At 51.0% G+C, this 16,939-nt stretch carries 11 protein-coding genes; 4 read left to right on the top strand and 7 right to left on the bottom strand.

Translation table 11 applies throughout. From position 1 onward, the window contains the following. Nucleotides 1-28: 28 nt before the first annotated feature. The 3 genes from KK062_RS17120 to KK062_RS17130 are packed head-to-tail and all read left to right on the top strand — an operon-like array spanning nucleotide 29 to nucleotide 1,786. On the top strand, nucleotides 29-943 hold the full coding sequence (locus KK062_RS17120) for an AraC family transcriptional regulator (protein ID WP_254085552.1): 915 nt from the start codon (nucleotides 29-31) through the stop codon (nucleotides 941-943). A 56-nt stretch (nucleotides 944-999) separates the two neighbouring features. Beyond that, nucleotides 1,000-1,464, top strand: coding sequence for a hypothetical protein (locus tag KK062_RS17125; RefSeq protein WP_254085553.1), 465 nt, complete (start codon nucleotides 1,000-1,002; stop codon nucleotides 1,462-1,464). Between the two features lie 10 nt (nucleotides 1,465-1,474). Continuing rightward, nucleotides 1,475-1,786 carry a DUF3817 domain-containing protein gene (locus KK062_RS17130; protein WP_254085554.1) on the top strand — a complete coding sequence of 104 codons (312 nt, stop codon included), beginning with the start codon at nucleotides 1,475-1,477 and terminating at the stop codon, nucleotides 1,784-1,786. 89 nt (nucleotides 1,787-1,875) lie between these two features. Here the strand turns inward: KK062_RS17130 and KK062_RS17135 are convergent, their stop codons facing one another. The 7 genes from KK062_RS17135 to KK062_RS17165 form a co-directional block, all read right to left on the bottom strand. After that, nucleotides 1,876-3,894 (bottom strand): alpha-amylase family protein, encoded by a 2,019-nt coding sequence (locus KK062_RS17135; protein ID WP_254085555.1) that lies wholly within the window; start codon nucleotides 3,892-3,894, stop codon nucleotides 1,876-1,878. Beyond that, nucleotides 3,891-7,025: an efflux RND transporter permease subunit gene (locus tag KK062_RS17140; RefSeq protein ID WP_254085556.1), complete on the bottom strand. Its 3,135-nt coding sequence runs from the start codon at nucleotides 7,023-7,025 to the stop codon at nucleotides 3,891-3,893. The genes KK062_RS17135 and KK062_RS17140 overlap by 4 nt, the downstream gene beginning before the upstream one ends. 5 nt (nucleotides 7,026-7,030) lie before the next feature. Further along, nucleotides 7,031-8,017, bottom strand: coding sequence for a signal peptidase I (gene lepB / locus KK062_RS17145; RefSeq protein ID WP_254085557.1), 987 nt, complete (start codon nucleotides 8,015-8,017; stop codon nucleotides 7,031-7,033). Nucleotides 8,018-8,192: 175 nt separating this feature from the next. After that, nucleotides 8,193-11,285, bottom strand: a complete 3,093-nt coding sequence (locus KK062_RS17150) for an efflux RND transporter permease subunit (protein ID WP_254085558.1) — start codon at nucleotides 11,283-11,285, stop codon at nucleotides 8,193-8,195. Nucleotides 11,286-11,324: 39 nt separating this feature from the next. Continuing rightward, entirely contained in the window at nucleotides 11,325-12,440 is a 1,116-nt protein-coding gene (locus tag KK062_RS17155; protein WP_254085559.1) for a BF3164 family lipoprotein, read from the bottom strand. Nucleotides 12,441-12,513: 73 nt separating this feature from the next. Further along, nucleotides 12,514-12,762 carry a hypothetical protein gene (locus KK062_RS17160; protein ID WP_254085560.1) on the bottom strand — a complete coding sequence of 83 codons (249 nt, stop codon included), beginning with the start codon at nucleotides 12,760-12,762 and terminating at the stop codon, nucleotides 12,514-12,516. A 158-nt stretch (nucleotides 12,763-12,920) separates the two neighbouring features. Then, nucleotides 12,921-13,877: an efflux RND transporter periplasmic adaptor subunit gene (locus tag KK062_RS17165; protein WP_254085561.1), complete on the bottom strand. Its 957-nt coding sequence runs from the start codon at nucleotides 13,875-13,877 to the stop codon at nucleotides 12,921-12,923. Nucleotides 13,878-14,224: 347 nt separating this feature from the next. Between KK062_RS17165 and KK062_RS17170 the strand changes: the two genes are divergently transcribed. Beyond that, nucleotides 14,225-16,933 carry a prolyl oligopeptidase family serine peptidase gene (locus KK062_RS17170; protein ID WP_254085562.1) on the top strand — a complete coding sequence of 903 codons (2,709 nt, stop codon included), beginning with the start codon at nucleotides 14,225-14,227 and terminating at the stop codon, nucleotides 16,931-16,933. Nucleotides 16,934-16,939: the final 6 nt, after the last annotated feature.

A 16,939-nucleotide genomic window follows, 5' to 3' on the forward strand; every position in this document is an offset into this window, starting at 1 on the left:
CAAACCGGCGTGATGTGTATCTTGCCGCATGGCCGGAAAGGACAACATCCAGGTATACAACCCAGCTGCCTTTACAGCGCGCTTTATGCCGTCCCGCGCGCTGCAGGCGCTGCTCAAGGGCGACTTCAACAAATTCCTGATCGTGCGGGTGGAAGAAATGTACCGGCATGTGACCCGCGCCGTGCCGGCTACACGCGCCACCGTTCACATCTGCCTTTATCTGACCGAAGGTGAGGCCACCATGAAGATCGGCAGCGAGCAGTATACCGTACACCGGCACGAAATGCTGGTGGTTCCCGCCGGGCAGGTATTTTCGTTTGGCGAAAAAGATGTCAACAAAGGCTATATCTGTTTCTTTCACGGCGACATGCTGGTGGGCAAGTACGGCAAGCTCTCCCTGCTGAAAGAATTTGAGTTTCTGCAGGTATGGGGCACGCCCCGGCTGCAGCTGGACAAACAAACGGCACGTTTTGTCCTTCACCTCTTCAAACGCTTGCACCAGGAATATGCCGAGCACGCGCTGCAGCACATTAATGTGCTGCAACCCTATCTCATCACGCTCCTCTGCGAAGTAAACCGGGTGTATACACCTGCCCTGGGCCAGGAACGGACGGCAGCGGTAACGTTGGCCAACAAGTTCCGCGCGTTGCTCTTTGCCAACGTGTGTACCATGCACCGCGTATCGGACTATGCCGCCGCGCTGCACGTCTCCCCTAACCACCTCAACAAGTCCGTCAAGGCTGCCACCGAAAAGTCGCCTACCAAGTGGATCGACGAGGCCATCGTCCTCGAAGCCAAAGTACTGCTCAGCCAAAGCCCGCTCTCGGTCAGCGAAGTAGCGCTCGCCGTAGGACTGGATGATGCCTCCTATTTCGCACGTTTGTTCCGCAAGCACACCGGCACCACGCCGACGGCATTCCGCAAGAGGATTGAAAAGTCCTGACGTTTCCGCTGTCTGTCCTAGCGGCGCGAGGCTTCGATCCGGAGATTTGCGACGTTATGTACACATCGCTGCTTTTTCTGCACTCCCTCACGCGCTGGTTTGTTTTAGCCAGTTTGCTCTATGCCCTATACCGCGGCCTGCGCGGCTGGCAACGGCCTATACCATTCGACCGCTGGGACAATACATTGCGTCACAGCACCGCCACGATCGCACACGTACAACTGATGATCGGCTATACGCTATATTTCAACAGCCCCGTGATCCAGTACTTCCGGGATCATGCAACCGAAACCGACTTACCCTATGAGTTTCGGTTCTTTGGACTGATTCATATCCTCCTGATGACGATTGCCGTCGTGCTGATCACCATCGGATCCGCGATGGCCAGGCGGCAGCAAACCGATCATGGTAAATTTAAAACCATGGCCATCTGGTTCCTGCTGGGGCTGATCGTGATTCTCATCGCGGTGCCCTGGCCCTTTTCGCCACTGGCCAACCGTCCCTATATACGTCACTTCTAACTCCTTTTGTATGTTTTCATTATTGACCACCAAGATCGGCCGGCTGCGCCTGATCGGTATACTGGAAGGCATTTCATTGCTCGTCCTGATCGGCATCGCCGTGCCGTTAAAACATGTTTTGGATGAACCGTTGCTGGTCAGGATCATGGGTCCTGTGCACGGTCTGCTTTTTTTGATGTTTGTTATCAACACCTTGAGCGTGGGGATCGATTACCGGTGGAAGTTTTCAACAACAACATGGAAAGTGCTGGTAGCGTGCCTGGTACCCTTCGGAACGTTCTACATTGACCGACGTATCCTGTCAAAGATGGCGACCCTGTAAACCGAAAATCAGCGCAACCGTATATAGGTAAGCGACACCAGCAAACCATCGACGCGACTGTTGTACAGCTCGCGTGGAGGTAAGCGGTGCTATTTTAATGGAGCAACCAGCACCTGGTAAGGTGGAAGGGTCAACTGCAGTCCTATTTTTGCTATATTCCCTTTGACTGGTGCACCCGTAAGGACATTGTCAAAAAGTAGTGTACGTGTTGCGGGCATAACGGCAGGCGTGATATTGATGTTGGTACGCACGGTATCGGCACTCATGTTGATAACAACCAGGACTGCATCAGTATTTGATCTTCTCACGCCCGTAAATATATTCGGATCAGACGCCTGTACGGCATCGAGCAAGACATCGCTGTTGCGGAGTGCAGCGAATTTCTTTTTAGTCTGAAATATCTTTTTATAGTATTCTTCTTCTGCAGGCTTGACACCGGTGGGGTCTAGCGTTACGTCGGGCGTGCCGAAGAAGGCATGAATAGCCACCAGGCAAAAGTAGGGTGGCGAATACGATGATGAACCGGCACTTTTTTCCGGTGCATCGATAGAAAGCACGCGACTGGCACCGGTCCCGGATATGCGGTATATCGCTGACAGATATTGCTGGTAGTCGGCGGCAGTAAAATCGCCAGCCGCCAGGCGCGATAATGCGGTGTGTATTGACGCAGGGCTTTCGTTGACGTGCAGCACCGGCAGGGTGTATGGGACGAGGCCCGGCGAATCCAGTATAAGTATAAATCCCGGGTTCCTTTCGCGCGTAGCCTGTGCGATAGATGATACCAGCGATACGAAGCCATGGCCGGTACAATAGGCCGGTGCGCGATCGTTCAGGCTCCAGGAAACTTTCTGAAAGGAGGCACCCTGTATTTTGTATCCATCGACGTCATAGGTATCAAGACCTGCGAGGGCCGCCTGTACGACCGATAGCGTGGCGGCCGGACCAGCACCGTCCAGGGGCAGCGCAAACATTACTTTCAACCCGTGGCCATGTGCGTTGTCAACGAGAGTCTTCAGGTCGGCGCTGGTACCGAGTGCCGGGTCGATCTTCAGCGGATTCATCGGGGAGGATTCTCCGGGGCGATGGATTAAAAGTTGCACCGTGGTAAATCCAAGTTCTTTATACCGCTGAAGCCGTGATGTGACGGCCTTAAAGCCACTGGGAAAACGGTGTACATCGATCGTGAGGATGGTGTGATCACCGCCAGGAGCGGGATCCCGATCGTTTGACGTTTCTGTTTGGTGGTAATGTGTCAAGGCTTCCTTCAGGGAGGCACGCAAGCTGATGACTTGTGGGTCTGAGGACACGGCTACATCCTGCTGCAAATATTGCTGGCGCCAGTTATCATGGCAGAGTAACAGCGTCTGACCGTTCGTTTTGATGTACGGCGTATAGCTGGCTTCTCCCGTTGTCGACATCCACGTGGCGAAAATACGAGCTTGTTCCCTGTTTTCGAGGCAAAGCAAGCCAAAACCCATGTCTGGTGCGGACGGGAAATAAATCGCCTGACGGTTGACGAGGCTTCCATAGGGCGTGGCCGGCAGAGGGAGTAGCTCGGGATGAAGCGACCCGGGTGCATGGACAAAACAATCCGACGGTTCACCCAACATGATTCGGGGTAGCTCGAATCGGAAACCTTCCAATTTGAAGACGTCTTGCGGTTGCTTGCGCACCACACGCAATGTACTGCGTCGTTGTATTACCGCTTCTCCGGGGAAGAGCGTATAGACTGCTGTAAGTTCGTACGTATCGTCTATGTGCCAGGTGAGGGACATAGAGGCATATTTGCGATAGGGGTCTATGTCCACGACAAAATCTTTTAACGGCACGGCCCGTGCCTGGAAAATCCATTGACCGTTCACGTTGAAGTCGGGGACGGTCCTGGCGCCCATCAAATTGCCGGGACGGGAGGTGTGCTGCAGCATTGTCCACGCGCCGTCGCGCCGGTCGAACGCCAGCACTATAGAGTCATTGCCAAAGATGATCTGCTGGGCCCCGGCCTCGTAAAATACATCACGATAGACCACTTGCCGCGGGTGTTGTGCCCAAGCGGCGGCGGCGGAACAGATCAGTAAAAGCTGGATCAGTGGCTTTTTCAGGTGTCTCATATCTTTGATGGCGTCCCCCAGCAGAGAAACAGGGGGAAGTAAATGAAAAAAGCAACAAAAGAGAAAAGCAATCCGCCGATCGTACTGACCAGCATGGCGCGCCAGAACTCTTCCATCTGTCCATGGCCGACGAACGAGATTAATCCCAGGGAGACCGACAGAATGATGATTACCAGGCTGTGGGCATTGTATTGAAATGTCCGTATGCAACGGTATACAGGGCTGTGTCGTATTTTTCGGTGTTTGCGAACGGGGATATTGGATTGTGTCAACAGCATCAAACCCATGTATACCACCAGTCCGGTAAGCAGGATGAGCGAGACAAGCACGCCATTGTTAAAGGGAATTCCAAAGGCGGCCATTGACAGGAACGACCCCATGAAGACGATGGGTACGAGCATGATTAACAGGAGGGGTTCAAAGAACGATTCGAGCATAATGGCACAAATGAAGAAGATCGCCAGGAGCAATGCGGGGAGCAGACAATAGAGATTGACATTACTTTTTTTCAACGTGCCATAGTAGGGCAAGCTCGCTTTGAATCCCAGTGGCAGCTGGTCGCTTATGCGGCGGAGGAATTCTTCTTTGATGTCCCGTGCCAATAACGACGATCCGAGAAAATTATAGGCTACCACCATCCGATATTGCTGATCTATCTTGTAGATCTCGTCACTTACCTTTGTCTTTTGAATGGAGCCGAGGTTAGCCATTTTAAACGAGTTGCCTTTTATGGAGGCAGGTTGGAAATAGAAACTCCAGGTAGTAAAGTCGTTGCGGATATCGGCTGTCAGGAATATAGATTGTATTTGTGTATCCTCGTACCAGCTGCCAATTTGTTTTCGAAAGGACCTCTCCCGGAAGCTTGGGAACAGTTCAGCCGGCCGCAGGTTTTTGAAGGCCAGATGCTCTTTGTTAAAGTCGACTGAAAATTCATTCGTCCTGCGGGAACGCCAGTTATCGGAACTTGTGATATCTGCTTCGCCTACGCGGGGATTTGTCAATACCATTTGCTGGAGCGTTTTGGCATACTGATACAATTGTTCATAGTTGTATCCTTCCAGTACTATCTGTTCACCTTTATAGCTTTCCATAAATGCATTGGAGAAGCCATCGCCGACGCCCGTGACAGACCACGTAATGCCGCCGAGATCGAGCGCCCGGGTTTCGAGTTGACTCTTCAGAAGGTACGGCAAGTTGACATCGACGCCGGGTATAAAATCAATGACTATGCTGGAGTTGCGATAATTTACAACGGAGGTTTGAAACGACTGGACGCCTTTGAGCATGCGGATGAATTGCTCCATCCGTTCGATACCATCGTTCAGTTGTTGTACCGTACAGCCTTCCGGCATCTGGCCGGTTATGATAAGTTGTTTTTGCCGGGGTTCTTCAGCATAAAATCCTGTATATCCATTCCGGATCGCCAATCTCATGCTTCCGCCGACAAGTTGGTCGAGCACGGGTTTTACGGTGTGGCTGAACCAGGTCGTTCCAACGGATTGGTTGTATAGCTTCGCGAGCAGCGAACTACCTTCCATTTTTTCCGGCAGCAGATAAACCGGGATGCCAAAGCTCACTACAGCGATGATAATGCAGGCGGCGCGTGCTTTTATTATGCGTCGAATGCCGTCGGCAAAGAAACCAGCACGCCGTGCGGTCTTTCTTTTTTGCGCGAGGGTTCGGCGGGTGGTGGGCTTGATCGCGATCCTGTCGCAAAGTGCTGGTATAAAAAATATGCTCGTTACAATGGAGACTGCAAGATTGGCCATGATCACCCGGGCCAGGTCGGCGAATCCCTGGCCCTGATAGAAATCGACCAAGGTGAAACATGCCAGAATGCAAGCCATTATAACTGTAAAGGCTATAAGTGACCGGATGTGTTTATTGTTGCGTTCCCGTAAATATGCATGTGTGGCAATAATGGCATTGCCGGTCATGAGCGACAACGAGATGACAAGGCCCGCCAGGGAGAAGAATCGGATAGGAACAGCGAATAGAAAAAAGCAGCAACTCGTGAGCGCAACATTGGCAAATACCGCGAGCATGACGATGAATAGAAACCGAACCTGACGCCGGAACAGCAAAATGATGGCTATGAGTAGCAGTAACGACGAACCTATCCGAACGGCATACGATCTCAATGTTTCGCGCAGGAAATTGGTCGCGTCGGAGCCCATTGTCAACGTGTAGCCCGGCGGCAGCTGCGTTTCGATCTGGTGCATCTCTGCCTGAATGCGTTTTGCAGCACTCAGGGTATTTCGGGTAGGGTCTGTCGCCAACACGATGTTTACCGTATTCAGTCCATTCATTCTGAAGTAGCTGGATGGCGTCTGTTCGACATAACGGACGCTGGCGCAGTCCCTTACATACAGGATTCGGTTTCCAACTTTCTTAACGGGGATTTCCGCCAGGTTCAGCGCAGCATGGCCTGCCTCGCGGAGCATCACCGGGCTTTGTTGAAGCTGGTGGGAAGCAGGGGATCTGTATTGGCCGATTCCGACAAAACGTTTTGATAAATACTGGTCGATGGCCGTTGCCACATCCTGTGCCTGTATATTCAGACGTTCGATGGCATCGGTTTTAAATTCCACTTCCCAGATATAGGGCGATGCACCGTGTACATCGACGCGCGCAACTCCCGGAATAGCAGACAGGCCGGGCAAAATATGTTGTTGGGCGTAATCCTGAATATAATATGAGCTGGCGTCAGCCGTCAGCGTGTAAGTAAGTGTGGGTCCTTTGCTGCTGTTGGCCGATCCCGGCGTAAGCAGCGGATAGGACAAGTCCGGTGGAAGTTTGGCGAGGGATTGACGGATGAGGTTGGCCATTTCAAAGCGTAACATGTCAGGATCAGCATCCGACTTGATTTGGACATCGATCCTTCCCGTGCCATGCCCCGAGACGGAGGCTATCCGCTGAATACCTTTTAGGGTGACCAGCATGGCTTCGAGTTTTGACGTTACCTCATTCTCCAGCATCCGGGGCGAAACTCCCGGCCATTCATACGTTATCGTGAAATCACGTGACGCCTTATTCGGCTGGAACTCGAAGTTCAGCAGCGGAATTGTACTTAGTCCCAGAACACCGAGGCATGTGAATACAAGAATTACGGAAAAGGAAGAATGTCGCATGCAAGCTACAGGGGGTTCCATATTTTTCTCCAAAGCGGCCGGAAGCGCCCAGGCGAGAACAGTGTGGCTACTGCCTTACCTTCGACGTCTTCGGCGGCTATAAATCCCCAATGACGGGAGTCATAGGAATTGTGACGGTTGTCGCCCAGGACAAAGTAATAGTCCTTTTGAAAGGTGAATCGCTTGATCTCTTGTCCGCGGCAGTAGAATTTATTTCCAAGTTTATGAAGCGGCGTATTTTCATATCTGTGAATAATATCCGCATACAGATCGTACGTTGTGGAATCGAGCATGATGGTGGTTTTTGCTCGTGGGACATACAGCGGGCCGAAGTTATCCAGGGACCAGGATGCTTTACCGGCAGGATAAATGCTTGCGCGCACATAGGATTCGTACAAGGTGGGATCGACCACACACGCTTCGATGTTGCAAGCGGTGAGCAGTCTCTCTTTTTCACGTCCGTTCAGAAAGACCTGCAGAGCATCCGATGTGCGGCGGGGCTGCAGGGCTTTGTTCATGGTATGCAACATCGCTACTACGGACACCGGATCGCTGCAGCGGATCGCATAGGGAAGCCGTATCGATGGTACGGCCGGTAGGGGCTGACCGTTGATCCACACCTGGCCCAGACGAATCTGCACATGATCACCTGGAACGGCGGCACAACGCTTAATATAGTACGTCCGATCGGATCGGTGTTTAAAAAGGAGTATATCGTCGCGACCGATGGTATCGAACCCCGTCAGACGGTGTCTGCGCCTGGCTGCACTGTCGGCAGGTAGGCCATTTCCGAGCAAGTTTATCCAGGGAACTTCGGCGACCGAGTGGGGCAGCCACGGACCGTATTGCAATTTATTAACCAGTATTTTGTCTCCGGCATACAACGCGTCCTCCATCGATGCCGACGGAACCGTATAGATTTCAAAAAACAGCGTCCGAAGGCTGATCGCACCCATGAACAGACCAATGGCCATCAAAGCATAAGCCGCCATATTTGTCCACCGGTTTTTAGTCTTTGATAAATAATGTACGAAGGCAAAATATAGCCCGGCGGTGATAACAAGAAAAACGCACCAGGGCAGCCGCCAATAAACGAAGGGTACAGTTGTTGTCAGTATGATGAAGGTATACTTCAGGTGATATCGCCGGTTCGTTTGTCGCATCGTCTCAGGATTTACCTCTTTTTTGGAGTTGATAGTAACACAGCGGGATAAGATAAAGGCTGACAGCAGTGCCTAAGAGCATGCCGCCGCCCAGGGCGACTGCCAAAGGCCTCTGCAATTCGGCGCCCATGCCCGGGGTGAACAACAGCGGTACCATCGCAAGCACGGTGGTAAGACTTGTCATCAGGATCGACTTCAACCGTCGATGGCCGCCCAGCACAATGGCCCGGAGTAGTGAAACTCCACTTTTTCGGAGCTCGTTGATAGTATCTATTTTGAGGATGGAGTCGTTGATGATAATGCCTCCCATGACGACAATACCGATCATGGACATGAGGTTGATGCCGGAATTAAACAGCTTCAGACTAATGAAGACGCCCGCGATGTCTATAGGGATTTCCAGCAGTACGATCAGTGGTAGCAGGAGTGATTCAAATTGAGCGGCCAGGATAAAATACAGGATCAGGAGCGACACGGTCAAAATGGCCGTCAACTCGCGGATCAATGCCTGACTGGTGAATATGCTTCCCGTAAAATCGAGTTGGAACAATTGTTTTTGCTTCAGGGACCGACGGAGGGCATGCATCACGCTATCGGCATTTTCTGCTGTAGCATCGACGATAAAGGAAAAGTACTCGCCGCTTTGTCCCGCTGCGATCGTTTTTAGATCGATTTCTTTCGTCTCGAGCACGAAATCCCGAATGTAGTATGCCTTCCCGTGCATATTGGTGACTTGCGTCTGTTCCAGAATATCGTGAATGGTGTGCAGGTCGCCACCGAGCGTCACCGGAATGAACTGCTGATTTTCAGTTATCTGGAACACCCGTTTTTCGTTGAACGCGACCTTCAATTTTTCATACAGGATTTCCAGGTCGATGTCGTACATCTTCAGTTTGAGCGGGTCAATGCGAAGCACGCGATACTCCTGCCACGGGATTTCAGCGACGGTAGCTGCCGCATGGCTTTGAAGATTGTTTACCTCGATACTCAGAGACTCTGCATAACCCGGCCCAAGGTTTTGCTTAATCCGAAGATTAGCCACAAGCGGCGCTGTATTGTCGGGAAAAAGCATATTGAATATATTCTCTGCCGGCGATAGATGCACGATGGCTCCCGGGTACTGCCCGACGTTGCGGATGATCTGACTCTCCGCTTTTAGCAGATCGTCTGCGTTTTCAGTCCGAATATATAACACGGCCTCCGAACTTTGTTTGGCGGCTCCCGCGGCAAGCAGGAACTGTTGCTCACCCAGCAGGCCGGTATATTGTGTCAGCGGCACCGGCAGCGACTGAATGATTGACAATACTCTTCGTCTATTCTCCGCCACGGTAATGTGTTGATTCCAATCGATCGAAACGATTTCTTCCGTTTCTGTCAGAGGAGGAAGTTTTGATTTCGGCAACCCTACATAGGCCCAGGCGCCAGCCACGAGAATAAGTATCGCGGCTATGAACGCATAACACTGGTGCCGCAACAGGTAGTGGAAGCTGTTCTGATATAATTTCTCATATTTTAGTCCCCTTAAATTGTGCAGCCAGGCTGGCGGCATGGTTGAGGGTGACGTCCGCTGCTGAATGATTTTATAGTACACGGGTATGATCGTCATCGACAGTGCAAGCGATACAAACGCTCCTGCGATAACAGCAATAGCTTCATCATAAAACAATGCACCGGAAATCCCACTCATAAAGATGAGTGGGATAAAAACAGCGCACGTTGTAAACACCGAGCTAAGCATCGGCAGGAATACTTCTTCGGAGCCTCGTATACAAGCCTGCAGCAAGGAATAACCACGCGCACTGTACTGCGCGATGTTATCAATTACGATAATGGAATTATCGATCATCATGCCGATCCCGAGCACCAACCCCGACAGTGAAATGATATTGACGGATATTCCCAGCAGCCAAAATACAGCCAGCGTCAAGATCAGGGACGCGGGCATGGTAATGGCAATCAATAGCGGCGATTTTATATCCCGGAGAAAGAGCGTCATGAGCAACAAGGCGAGAATGGATCCCCAGACCAGGTCCTGCTGCAGATTGGAAATGGAGTAATCCAGCAGCTCGGTCTGGTCGCGTGTGATCGTAAACCGGATGTGTGGGTAGTCGGTTTCGAATTGATGGATCAGGTCGTGTAGTTTCCCCTCCAGGTCATTCATGCGTGCGTCGCCCTGTTTGATGATGGCCATTGTTAGCGCCTCGTTGCCATCGGACAGCACTAGCCCCCGGCGCGCCTGCGGAGCTTCTATTACACGGGCAACATCTTTTAATTGCAGGATCCGGTCGCCGGCCTGGAAATAAATGTTCTCGATCGATTCGCGGGAAGTGAGGGTGGAATTGAAACGTACGTTGTATTGATACTGACCCTCGTGAATCAACAGCTCGCCCAGGTCTATTTGGTTATCGCGGATGACCTGTTCCAGGTGCTCGCTGGTTAATTGCAGGGCTTGCATTTTGTCCGCGAGGGGTCGGACAATGATCTCGGGATAGACCAGGCCGGTCATGTCGACGAGTGCCACCTCAGGAAGTTGCTCCAGTCGGCGGCGGATGACCTGATCGGCAAAGCTGCTTAGTTTCATAAATTCGGCGAGCACGTTGGCCTCGCCGACTCCAGGGGAGTCGGATATGGATGTACTATCAGCGGGCGCGGTGGGCCTCCGATCAGGAAGTGTCACGTTAAGGTAAAAGACAGGTATATCGCTAGCGTTGGCCTTGATCACCCTGGGGCGGACGATGTTACGAGGGAACATGCTCATGGCCCGGTCGATCTTTTCATTGACTTCGATAAACGCCAGATCTATATTGGTGCCGTATGCAAAGCTGAGGCGTATTGTACTGGTCTCATTTCGTGTTTCTGACGAGAGGTCTTCGAGGTGCGTGACCTGGCCGAGTGACCTTCGCAAGGGGCCTGTGATAGTATTGTCTAATTCGCGTGGGGACATGTTTTCCTGCGTTACCTGCACGGTAATGACGGGAATGCTCACATCGGGCATTAGGGATACCGGGATGAAATATGTCCCCACAAGGCCGATGAGCATCAGCGCTACAAGGGTCATGGTGACCGCGATGGGTCTTTCAATCAGAAATTTTATCACAGGCCAGTGAAATGCAAAGGGATTATCTCTTGTACGCTGTTAGTGGAATAATTCTTTCACTTCCGAGAGGTCGTACTCCACTATGGGATCGATCGCTGTGGGATTGGCCGTAATCAGCATTTTGCGGTCCCAATCAACAACGATACCATCCGTATACTTGCTCAGTTCTAATTTGGCGACCGCATTTCCTTCCCAATCGAAAATGTGAACGGTGTTTGGGAATGCTTCGCGGTTTTCTCCATCGGGTTGGAGCACATTTCGGGGTCCTCCGTAGTACACACCAAAAATATAATCGCCTCCGGGAGCAATACTATAGTAGCCCCAGTTGCAATTGATGTCGCGGATGATCTGGCCGTTTTCATCCTTTTTGGGAGTGAACTCATCAGGACCGGTGAGAATATAATTTTTGGACTCATCGTTCAGGTCCAGGAAGGCGAGCGTATTCCAGCGAACGTACCCAGACACGGCTCTTTTCTTATCAGGGCTAACGATCAATGTTCCCATCGTAAAGTTTGTCCGGGCCATATTGTCTGCGAAGGCATCGGGTTTCAGAAAGTGTGTTCCCGTTTGGCGTTGGGAGCCGGTCTTTCGATTGATAACCGTCAGAACGGAGTTTCCAACGTTGACCGGATCTGTGGCCGGTTTGGAGTATGTGTAGAAGTTGTTGTCGTCTGCTTCCTGAAAGAAACCGTCTACCGGTGTGGCCACGCTGGAAGGTATATATTTCGCGCCCAGAGCCAGTGCACTATCCAGGTCATACCTGAAGAGTTTCATTTTGTCTTGCATGTGTTGGAAGATCGCCCCGTTCTTTTGATCGAAGAATGCATCCCCTACGTAGTTCCCCTCGCCCGGGCCGGCTCCTTTTCGTCCGAAAGTCGATTTCAACGAGTAGTCGTATTTATTGTATATATAGAAGTAATTGGATTTGCCGGCGAAGATGTCATAAACGATCAGTAACGAGTCGGTGGTCCACATTTTAAAGAACAGCCCGGGCAGATCCTCCTGGCGCATATCTTTTCTGGATTTACCTGTGAGTTGGTATACCGATTGGAATTTGTCGAATTTCTTCTCCGGTACGATCTTGGAAGAGCTGTGATCTGTTGTACACGACGTCGTCAGCGAAAGTACAACCAGGATCAAGAATGAATATTTCATGGTAGTGTATGGCACGGTGGTTATAATTGAAAAGAGCGTTGTGGGGGCGCCCCTTTTGAGGCGCCCGTGTGGATTAGCAGGTAATCGGGCCGCCAGAGCAGCCGCAGCAATACATTTGGATGATCATGCCGTCGCAAGTCCAGCATGCCTCGCGGATGTTCGGCGGGCACGAGTGGCAGCGGCCGGTTTCACCACCTTGAGCAGTAGCCTCTTTCAAGCCTTGCAGTGTAACCGATCCTTTGTCCTGATTTACTTCTGTGTTAACAAAGAAGCCGAGCGCTGCAATCAATGTGAAGCCGAGAATAAAGAACATTTTTTTCATAACATTTTTTCATTAAAGGGTATACAAATTAGTGTCATTTTTTTGGTAAAATGTCGACCGGTCGGATTCACGGACTGTCCGTTCCACAAACCATTGTTGGGGGAATTTGTTTTTATAGCACCTCCTGTATTACAAGTTTAAGTATCTTAATACCGGCATCACCGGGCGTCCACACTGCTTTCGTGTGACAGATTTATGTTCCCCGCGGTAATGATAATATCACCTTCGACTATTGTGCCGCCTTTGTCCGGATCGGGTATGATGGCGTACGACGCATTATTCTCGGACATTATCCGGACGTAGGTCCACAATGCTCTGCCGTTCACATATCGAAAAAGCACTTCTTGGTTCTGCCGCAGCACGATGGCAGATTTAGGCACGACCCATTGGCCGAGAATGCTTTTTTCAACAAAGACCTTTACATGCATACCGTCCAGAAGATGGCCTTTATTTTTGATGCTGCCCTTGACCAGAATCAATCCGTCTTCATTGACCACTGGGTTGATCTCGCGAATATTGCCGGTATATTCGGTGTCAACTGAGAGCGGCGCGACCCGGATCCGGTCACCCAGCCGGATGGTGCCGATCTCGGATTCCATAAGATAAAATTCAACAAAAAATTCACCGTCATCTATTAACGTGCAGAATTGCGCGCCTGCGGGTACCGTTGTGAAACGGGTGAAGGCGACGTTGGCCACCCTGCCATTGAAAGGAGCTGTTACGACCGTTCCTGCCAGGTTAACGCGTGCTGTTTTCAGATCGCGCAGGGCATCGTCGTAACCTGACCGGATGCGCGCCGCTTCGTGGATGTTTGGCGGTATAGCCGATGAATCATACGCGTTACCGGCGTAGCCGATCAACAGGTCCTTTAGCTCTACCGTGGCTTTTTTCAGGTTGGTCTCGGCGCGCATGACTTCCTGGCGGTAAGAGAAATCGTCCAATAAAGCAAGGCGTTGTCCTACCGTTACAAACGCCCCGTTTTGGACCAGAATCTGTGTGACGTAACCACCCATATGGAAATTCAGATCACTCTTTTGCGATGCCGTAAGCGAACCGTTGCTGACCAACTGCGCCTGAAACGTTCCCTTTCTGAGCACGGCGGTGTCGACAAGCATGCGGTGATCGGTATATGGCTGTTTCTCATCGTCAGCTTTAGCCGAAGCGGTTTTCTGATTTGTACAACTTGTCGTCAATACGCAGATGTTGACCAGCGTAAAGAAAATTCGCCGGTGGCATAATGTGCTCTTTCTGGATTTAGGTCTTACAATCACATTCGATCTTTTACTACAACTTGCCAGGACGTCGCAACGCCCCGGCAATAACAAACAACTGGTATAAAAGAAGGGGATTAACCGATCTGGATGAATGGATTAATATATTGTTTTGATGGACTATATTATGATTTATATAATCGTCGATTGTATGACTCGTGATTCCCTTAAATTGTGTGTAAAATCATATTATGGGTTCAAAGTTAGCCGCGAATGACTCGTTGATTGTCAGAGCCATATTCGTAATCTATGTCGTTGGTTTGTCAGCGTGCTCCGAGCAACGGCTGCCGGTCAATTACCTGAAAGGGTTACAGGGAGATGAAGCGACAGTCGTCACTATTAAGGAGTGGCGACTTGTGGGGGCTTTCCCGGAGGATACTCATGCCGACTGGGAGTCTTTTTTTGACGGTGGCCATACGCCGAAGGATTCACTCGAGTACGCGGCGTTCCTACGCGGCTTACCGGCGTACGATAATGATACGTCTGATCGGACTCGTGCACACAGTTTCCTGTATACGCAAAACGCCGCCTACCAGGAATTTGACGAGCTGTTCCGGACGCAAGAGGCGGCAAGTTCTTATGCCGCGTGTATCATTGATAGTGAAAGCGACCAGGATGTTGCTTTTCAGATGGTTATGGATGATGCCGTCAAGGTGTGGGTCAATGGCGTGTTGCGCATTAGCCAGTATCAGAACGATTACATCACAAAAAACAAATATGCCTACATCGTTCATCTTAACAAAGGCAGAAACGATGTTGTCGTGAAACTCTTTAACACGGCAACAAGTGCCTGGGGCTTTAGCCTGGGCGTTACATCTGCCCTGTATGCGAAGAAATATCCAACAGGAAAGAATTTTTTTAGTTTCAGCACTTCCTATTTGCTGGGAGACAAGGATACGTTGCAGATAAAGTTAAAGTATCCGTCGGTAATGTCTCCAACGCAGCATGCAACATTTTCTATATTCGATGCGAATCACGCTGTCGTGCTGGTAAAGAATCTTCCGTTGGGTGCGACGTGGAAAGTACCGTTAACGATGTTGAAGGATGGCGCTTATGCATGCGAGCTTTCGGTCGATGAGGAAATACTTGAACAGAAGATTGTGCGGGGGGATTATAAAAAACTATTTAAAAATTACGGGTCGAAAGCGCGAGCCCTTGCCCGGACCGACCTGGAGCGGATCAATATTGACGTCTTGCATAAACGGTTTACGTACCTGGAGGAATTTGGCGGACGAAACCTGTATGACGAGCAAATTCAGCGGAAGATCGCCGCGGTGGTATTCGAACTGGCCAATATGGCGAATCGGTTGCAACGGCAGGAACCGATGATGGAGAATACAGTTGGTTGGCACTTGAGGGGCTTCCGCTCCGGGATCGATCACGGTGTGGATCATTATATGCTATATGTTCCGCCACAGGTAAAGGATGGCAGGAAACTGCCCCTTGTCGTTATCATGCCGTACGTGGGGCTGCGGGCACCGTTTATTGAAAGTTACGCAGTGGCCAATATCGACCGAAATGAAATGTTGGAGACGTTAAGCCGCAAATACGGTATGGCTGTGCTATGGCCCAGCGCCAGGATCGTATCGCAAATTAACCTCAATCCTGTCGTACAAGCTTCGACGTTCGAAGCGCTGGAAGCGGTGAAGCGCGATTACGCTATTGACGATGACAGGATCTATCTCTACGGTTCATGTACCGGCGGATTGCAGGCACTGCTGATCGCCAATCGGTTTCCATCGCGTTTTGCGGCGATTGCGACCGATGGCCCCGAGATCGGGTATACCCGATGTGAGCACGACGCGACCAACTGTCCTTTTCCGGCCGACTGGGTGCGAGCGAACAGCGTCTTACATACGGCCGAGAACTTCCGGAACTTACCGCTCTACTTGTTCCATTCGGAAAAAGATGAAAAGGCCGACTATAGATTATCCCATAGGCTAACCGATAGTATCAGACAGGCCGGCGGATCGGTTTTAACAGACGATCTGAACCATGCTATCAAACAGACGTGGATCAACATGATCCCCGACAACACGGTCATTGGCAAGGCGTTTCACTTTTATAGTCAGCATGCAAGAGCGGTGCCGGATACGATTTCATTTTCGACTTACCAATTGAAATACAACCGAGCGTATTGGATCACGATCGACGATCTGTCGTCCTCCGGCAAAAGCACATTGTACGCGATTGCCGGTAACAACCGGATCGCGCTGCAGACAACGAATGTCAAAGCCTGTACGATTGACCTCGCGGGTGCGCCCGCGGCTGTGAAAGGCGACAGCGTTAGAGTTATGTGGAATGGTGTCGATCACTCCTATGTTTATCCCAAAGATGGTAAACTTCACCTGGGAGACGCGAGGGAACGGACGGCGTTCCGAAAAGGCGAAACCACAGAAGGGCCCGCGAATGACGTTTTTGCCAGTCGTTTCCTGATCGTGAAGGGAACATCCGGCACGGCACGGGAAAACGCGATCTGTCAGGCAGCGGTTGATACCCTGGTGAGAGGATGGATGGAGAGCTTATCCGGGAGGTGCGAGAATATCGTAACGGACAAGGCGGTGCGTGAATCGGATCTGAAAAATGCCAACCTAGTTGTGGTAGGTTCCGCGCAATCCAATGCTGTCTTGGCCAGGATGATGGGGAAGATACCCCTGATGGTCACAACCAGCCATATCAGGGTCGGTGACAGGACCGTCGAAGGCCGAACGCTGTCATATATCGTACTTTTTCCAAACCCTTATAACCCTGAGAAGTGTGTCCTGGTCGTGGGGGCCAATTACGATTATACCGCCTGGCAGCAGTTGAAAGGCCTGCCCCTGGAAGGCTGGTATGACTATCAGGTATGGAACAATATGCGAAGCGTAGCAGCGGGTAATTTCAATCGTGAATGGAGGTAGGTTATT

Source organism: Dawidia cretensis (assembly GCF_018598175.1).
GTDB classification, from domain to species: Bacteria; Bacteroidota; Bacteroidia; order Cytophagales; family Cyclobacteriaceae; genus Ohtaekwangia; species Ohtaekwangia cretensis.

Excerpts from the sequence above, each read along its gene's own strand:
- KK062_RS17160 (WP_254085560.1), bottom strand. The coding sequence starts at position 12,762 with ATGAAAAAAATGTTCTTTATTCTCGGCTTCACATTGATTGCAGCGCTC.
- KK062_RS17155 (WP_254085559.1), bottom strand. The coding sequence starts at position 12,440 with ATGAAATATTCATTCTTGATCCTGGTTGTACTTTCGCTGACGACGTCG.
- KK062_RS17130 (WP_254085554.1), top strand. The coding sequence starts at position 1,475 with ATGTTTTCATTATTGACCACCAAGATCGGCCGGCTGCGCCTGATCGGT.
- KK062_RS17165 (WP_254085561.1), bottom strand. The coding sequence starts at position 13,877 with ATGCTTGTCGACACCGCCGTGCTCAGAAAGGGAACGTTTCAGGCGCAG.
- KK062_RS17140 (WP_254085556.1), bottom strand. The coding sequence starts at position 7,025 with ATGCGACATTCTTCCTTTTCCGTAATTCTTGTATTCACATGCCTCGGT.
- KK062_RS17125 (WP_254085553.1), top strand. The coding sequence starts at position 1,000 with ATGTACACATCGCTGCTTTTTCTGCACTCCCTCACGCGCTGGTTTGTT.
- lepB (WP_254085557.1), bottom strand. The coding sequence starts at position 8,017 with ATGGCGGCTTATGCTTTGATGGCCATTGGTCTGTTCATGGGTGCGATC.
- KK062_RS17170 (WP_254085562.1), top strand. The coding sequence starts at position 14,225 with ATGGGTTCAAAGTTAGCCGCGAATGACTCGTTGATTGTCAGAGCCATA.
- KK062_RS17120 (WP_254085552.1), top strand. The coding sequence starts at position 29 with ATGGCCGGAAAGGACAACATCCAGGTATACAACCCAGCTGCCTTTACA.
- KK062_RS17135 (WP_254085555.1), bottom strand. The coding sequence starts at position 3,894 with ATGAGACACCTGAAAAAGCCACTGATCCAGCTTTTACTGATCTGTTCC.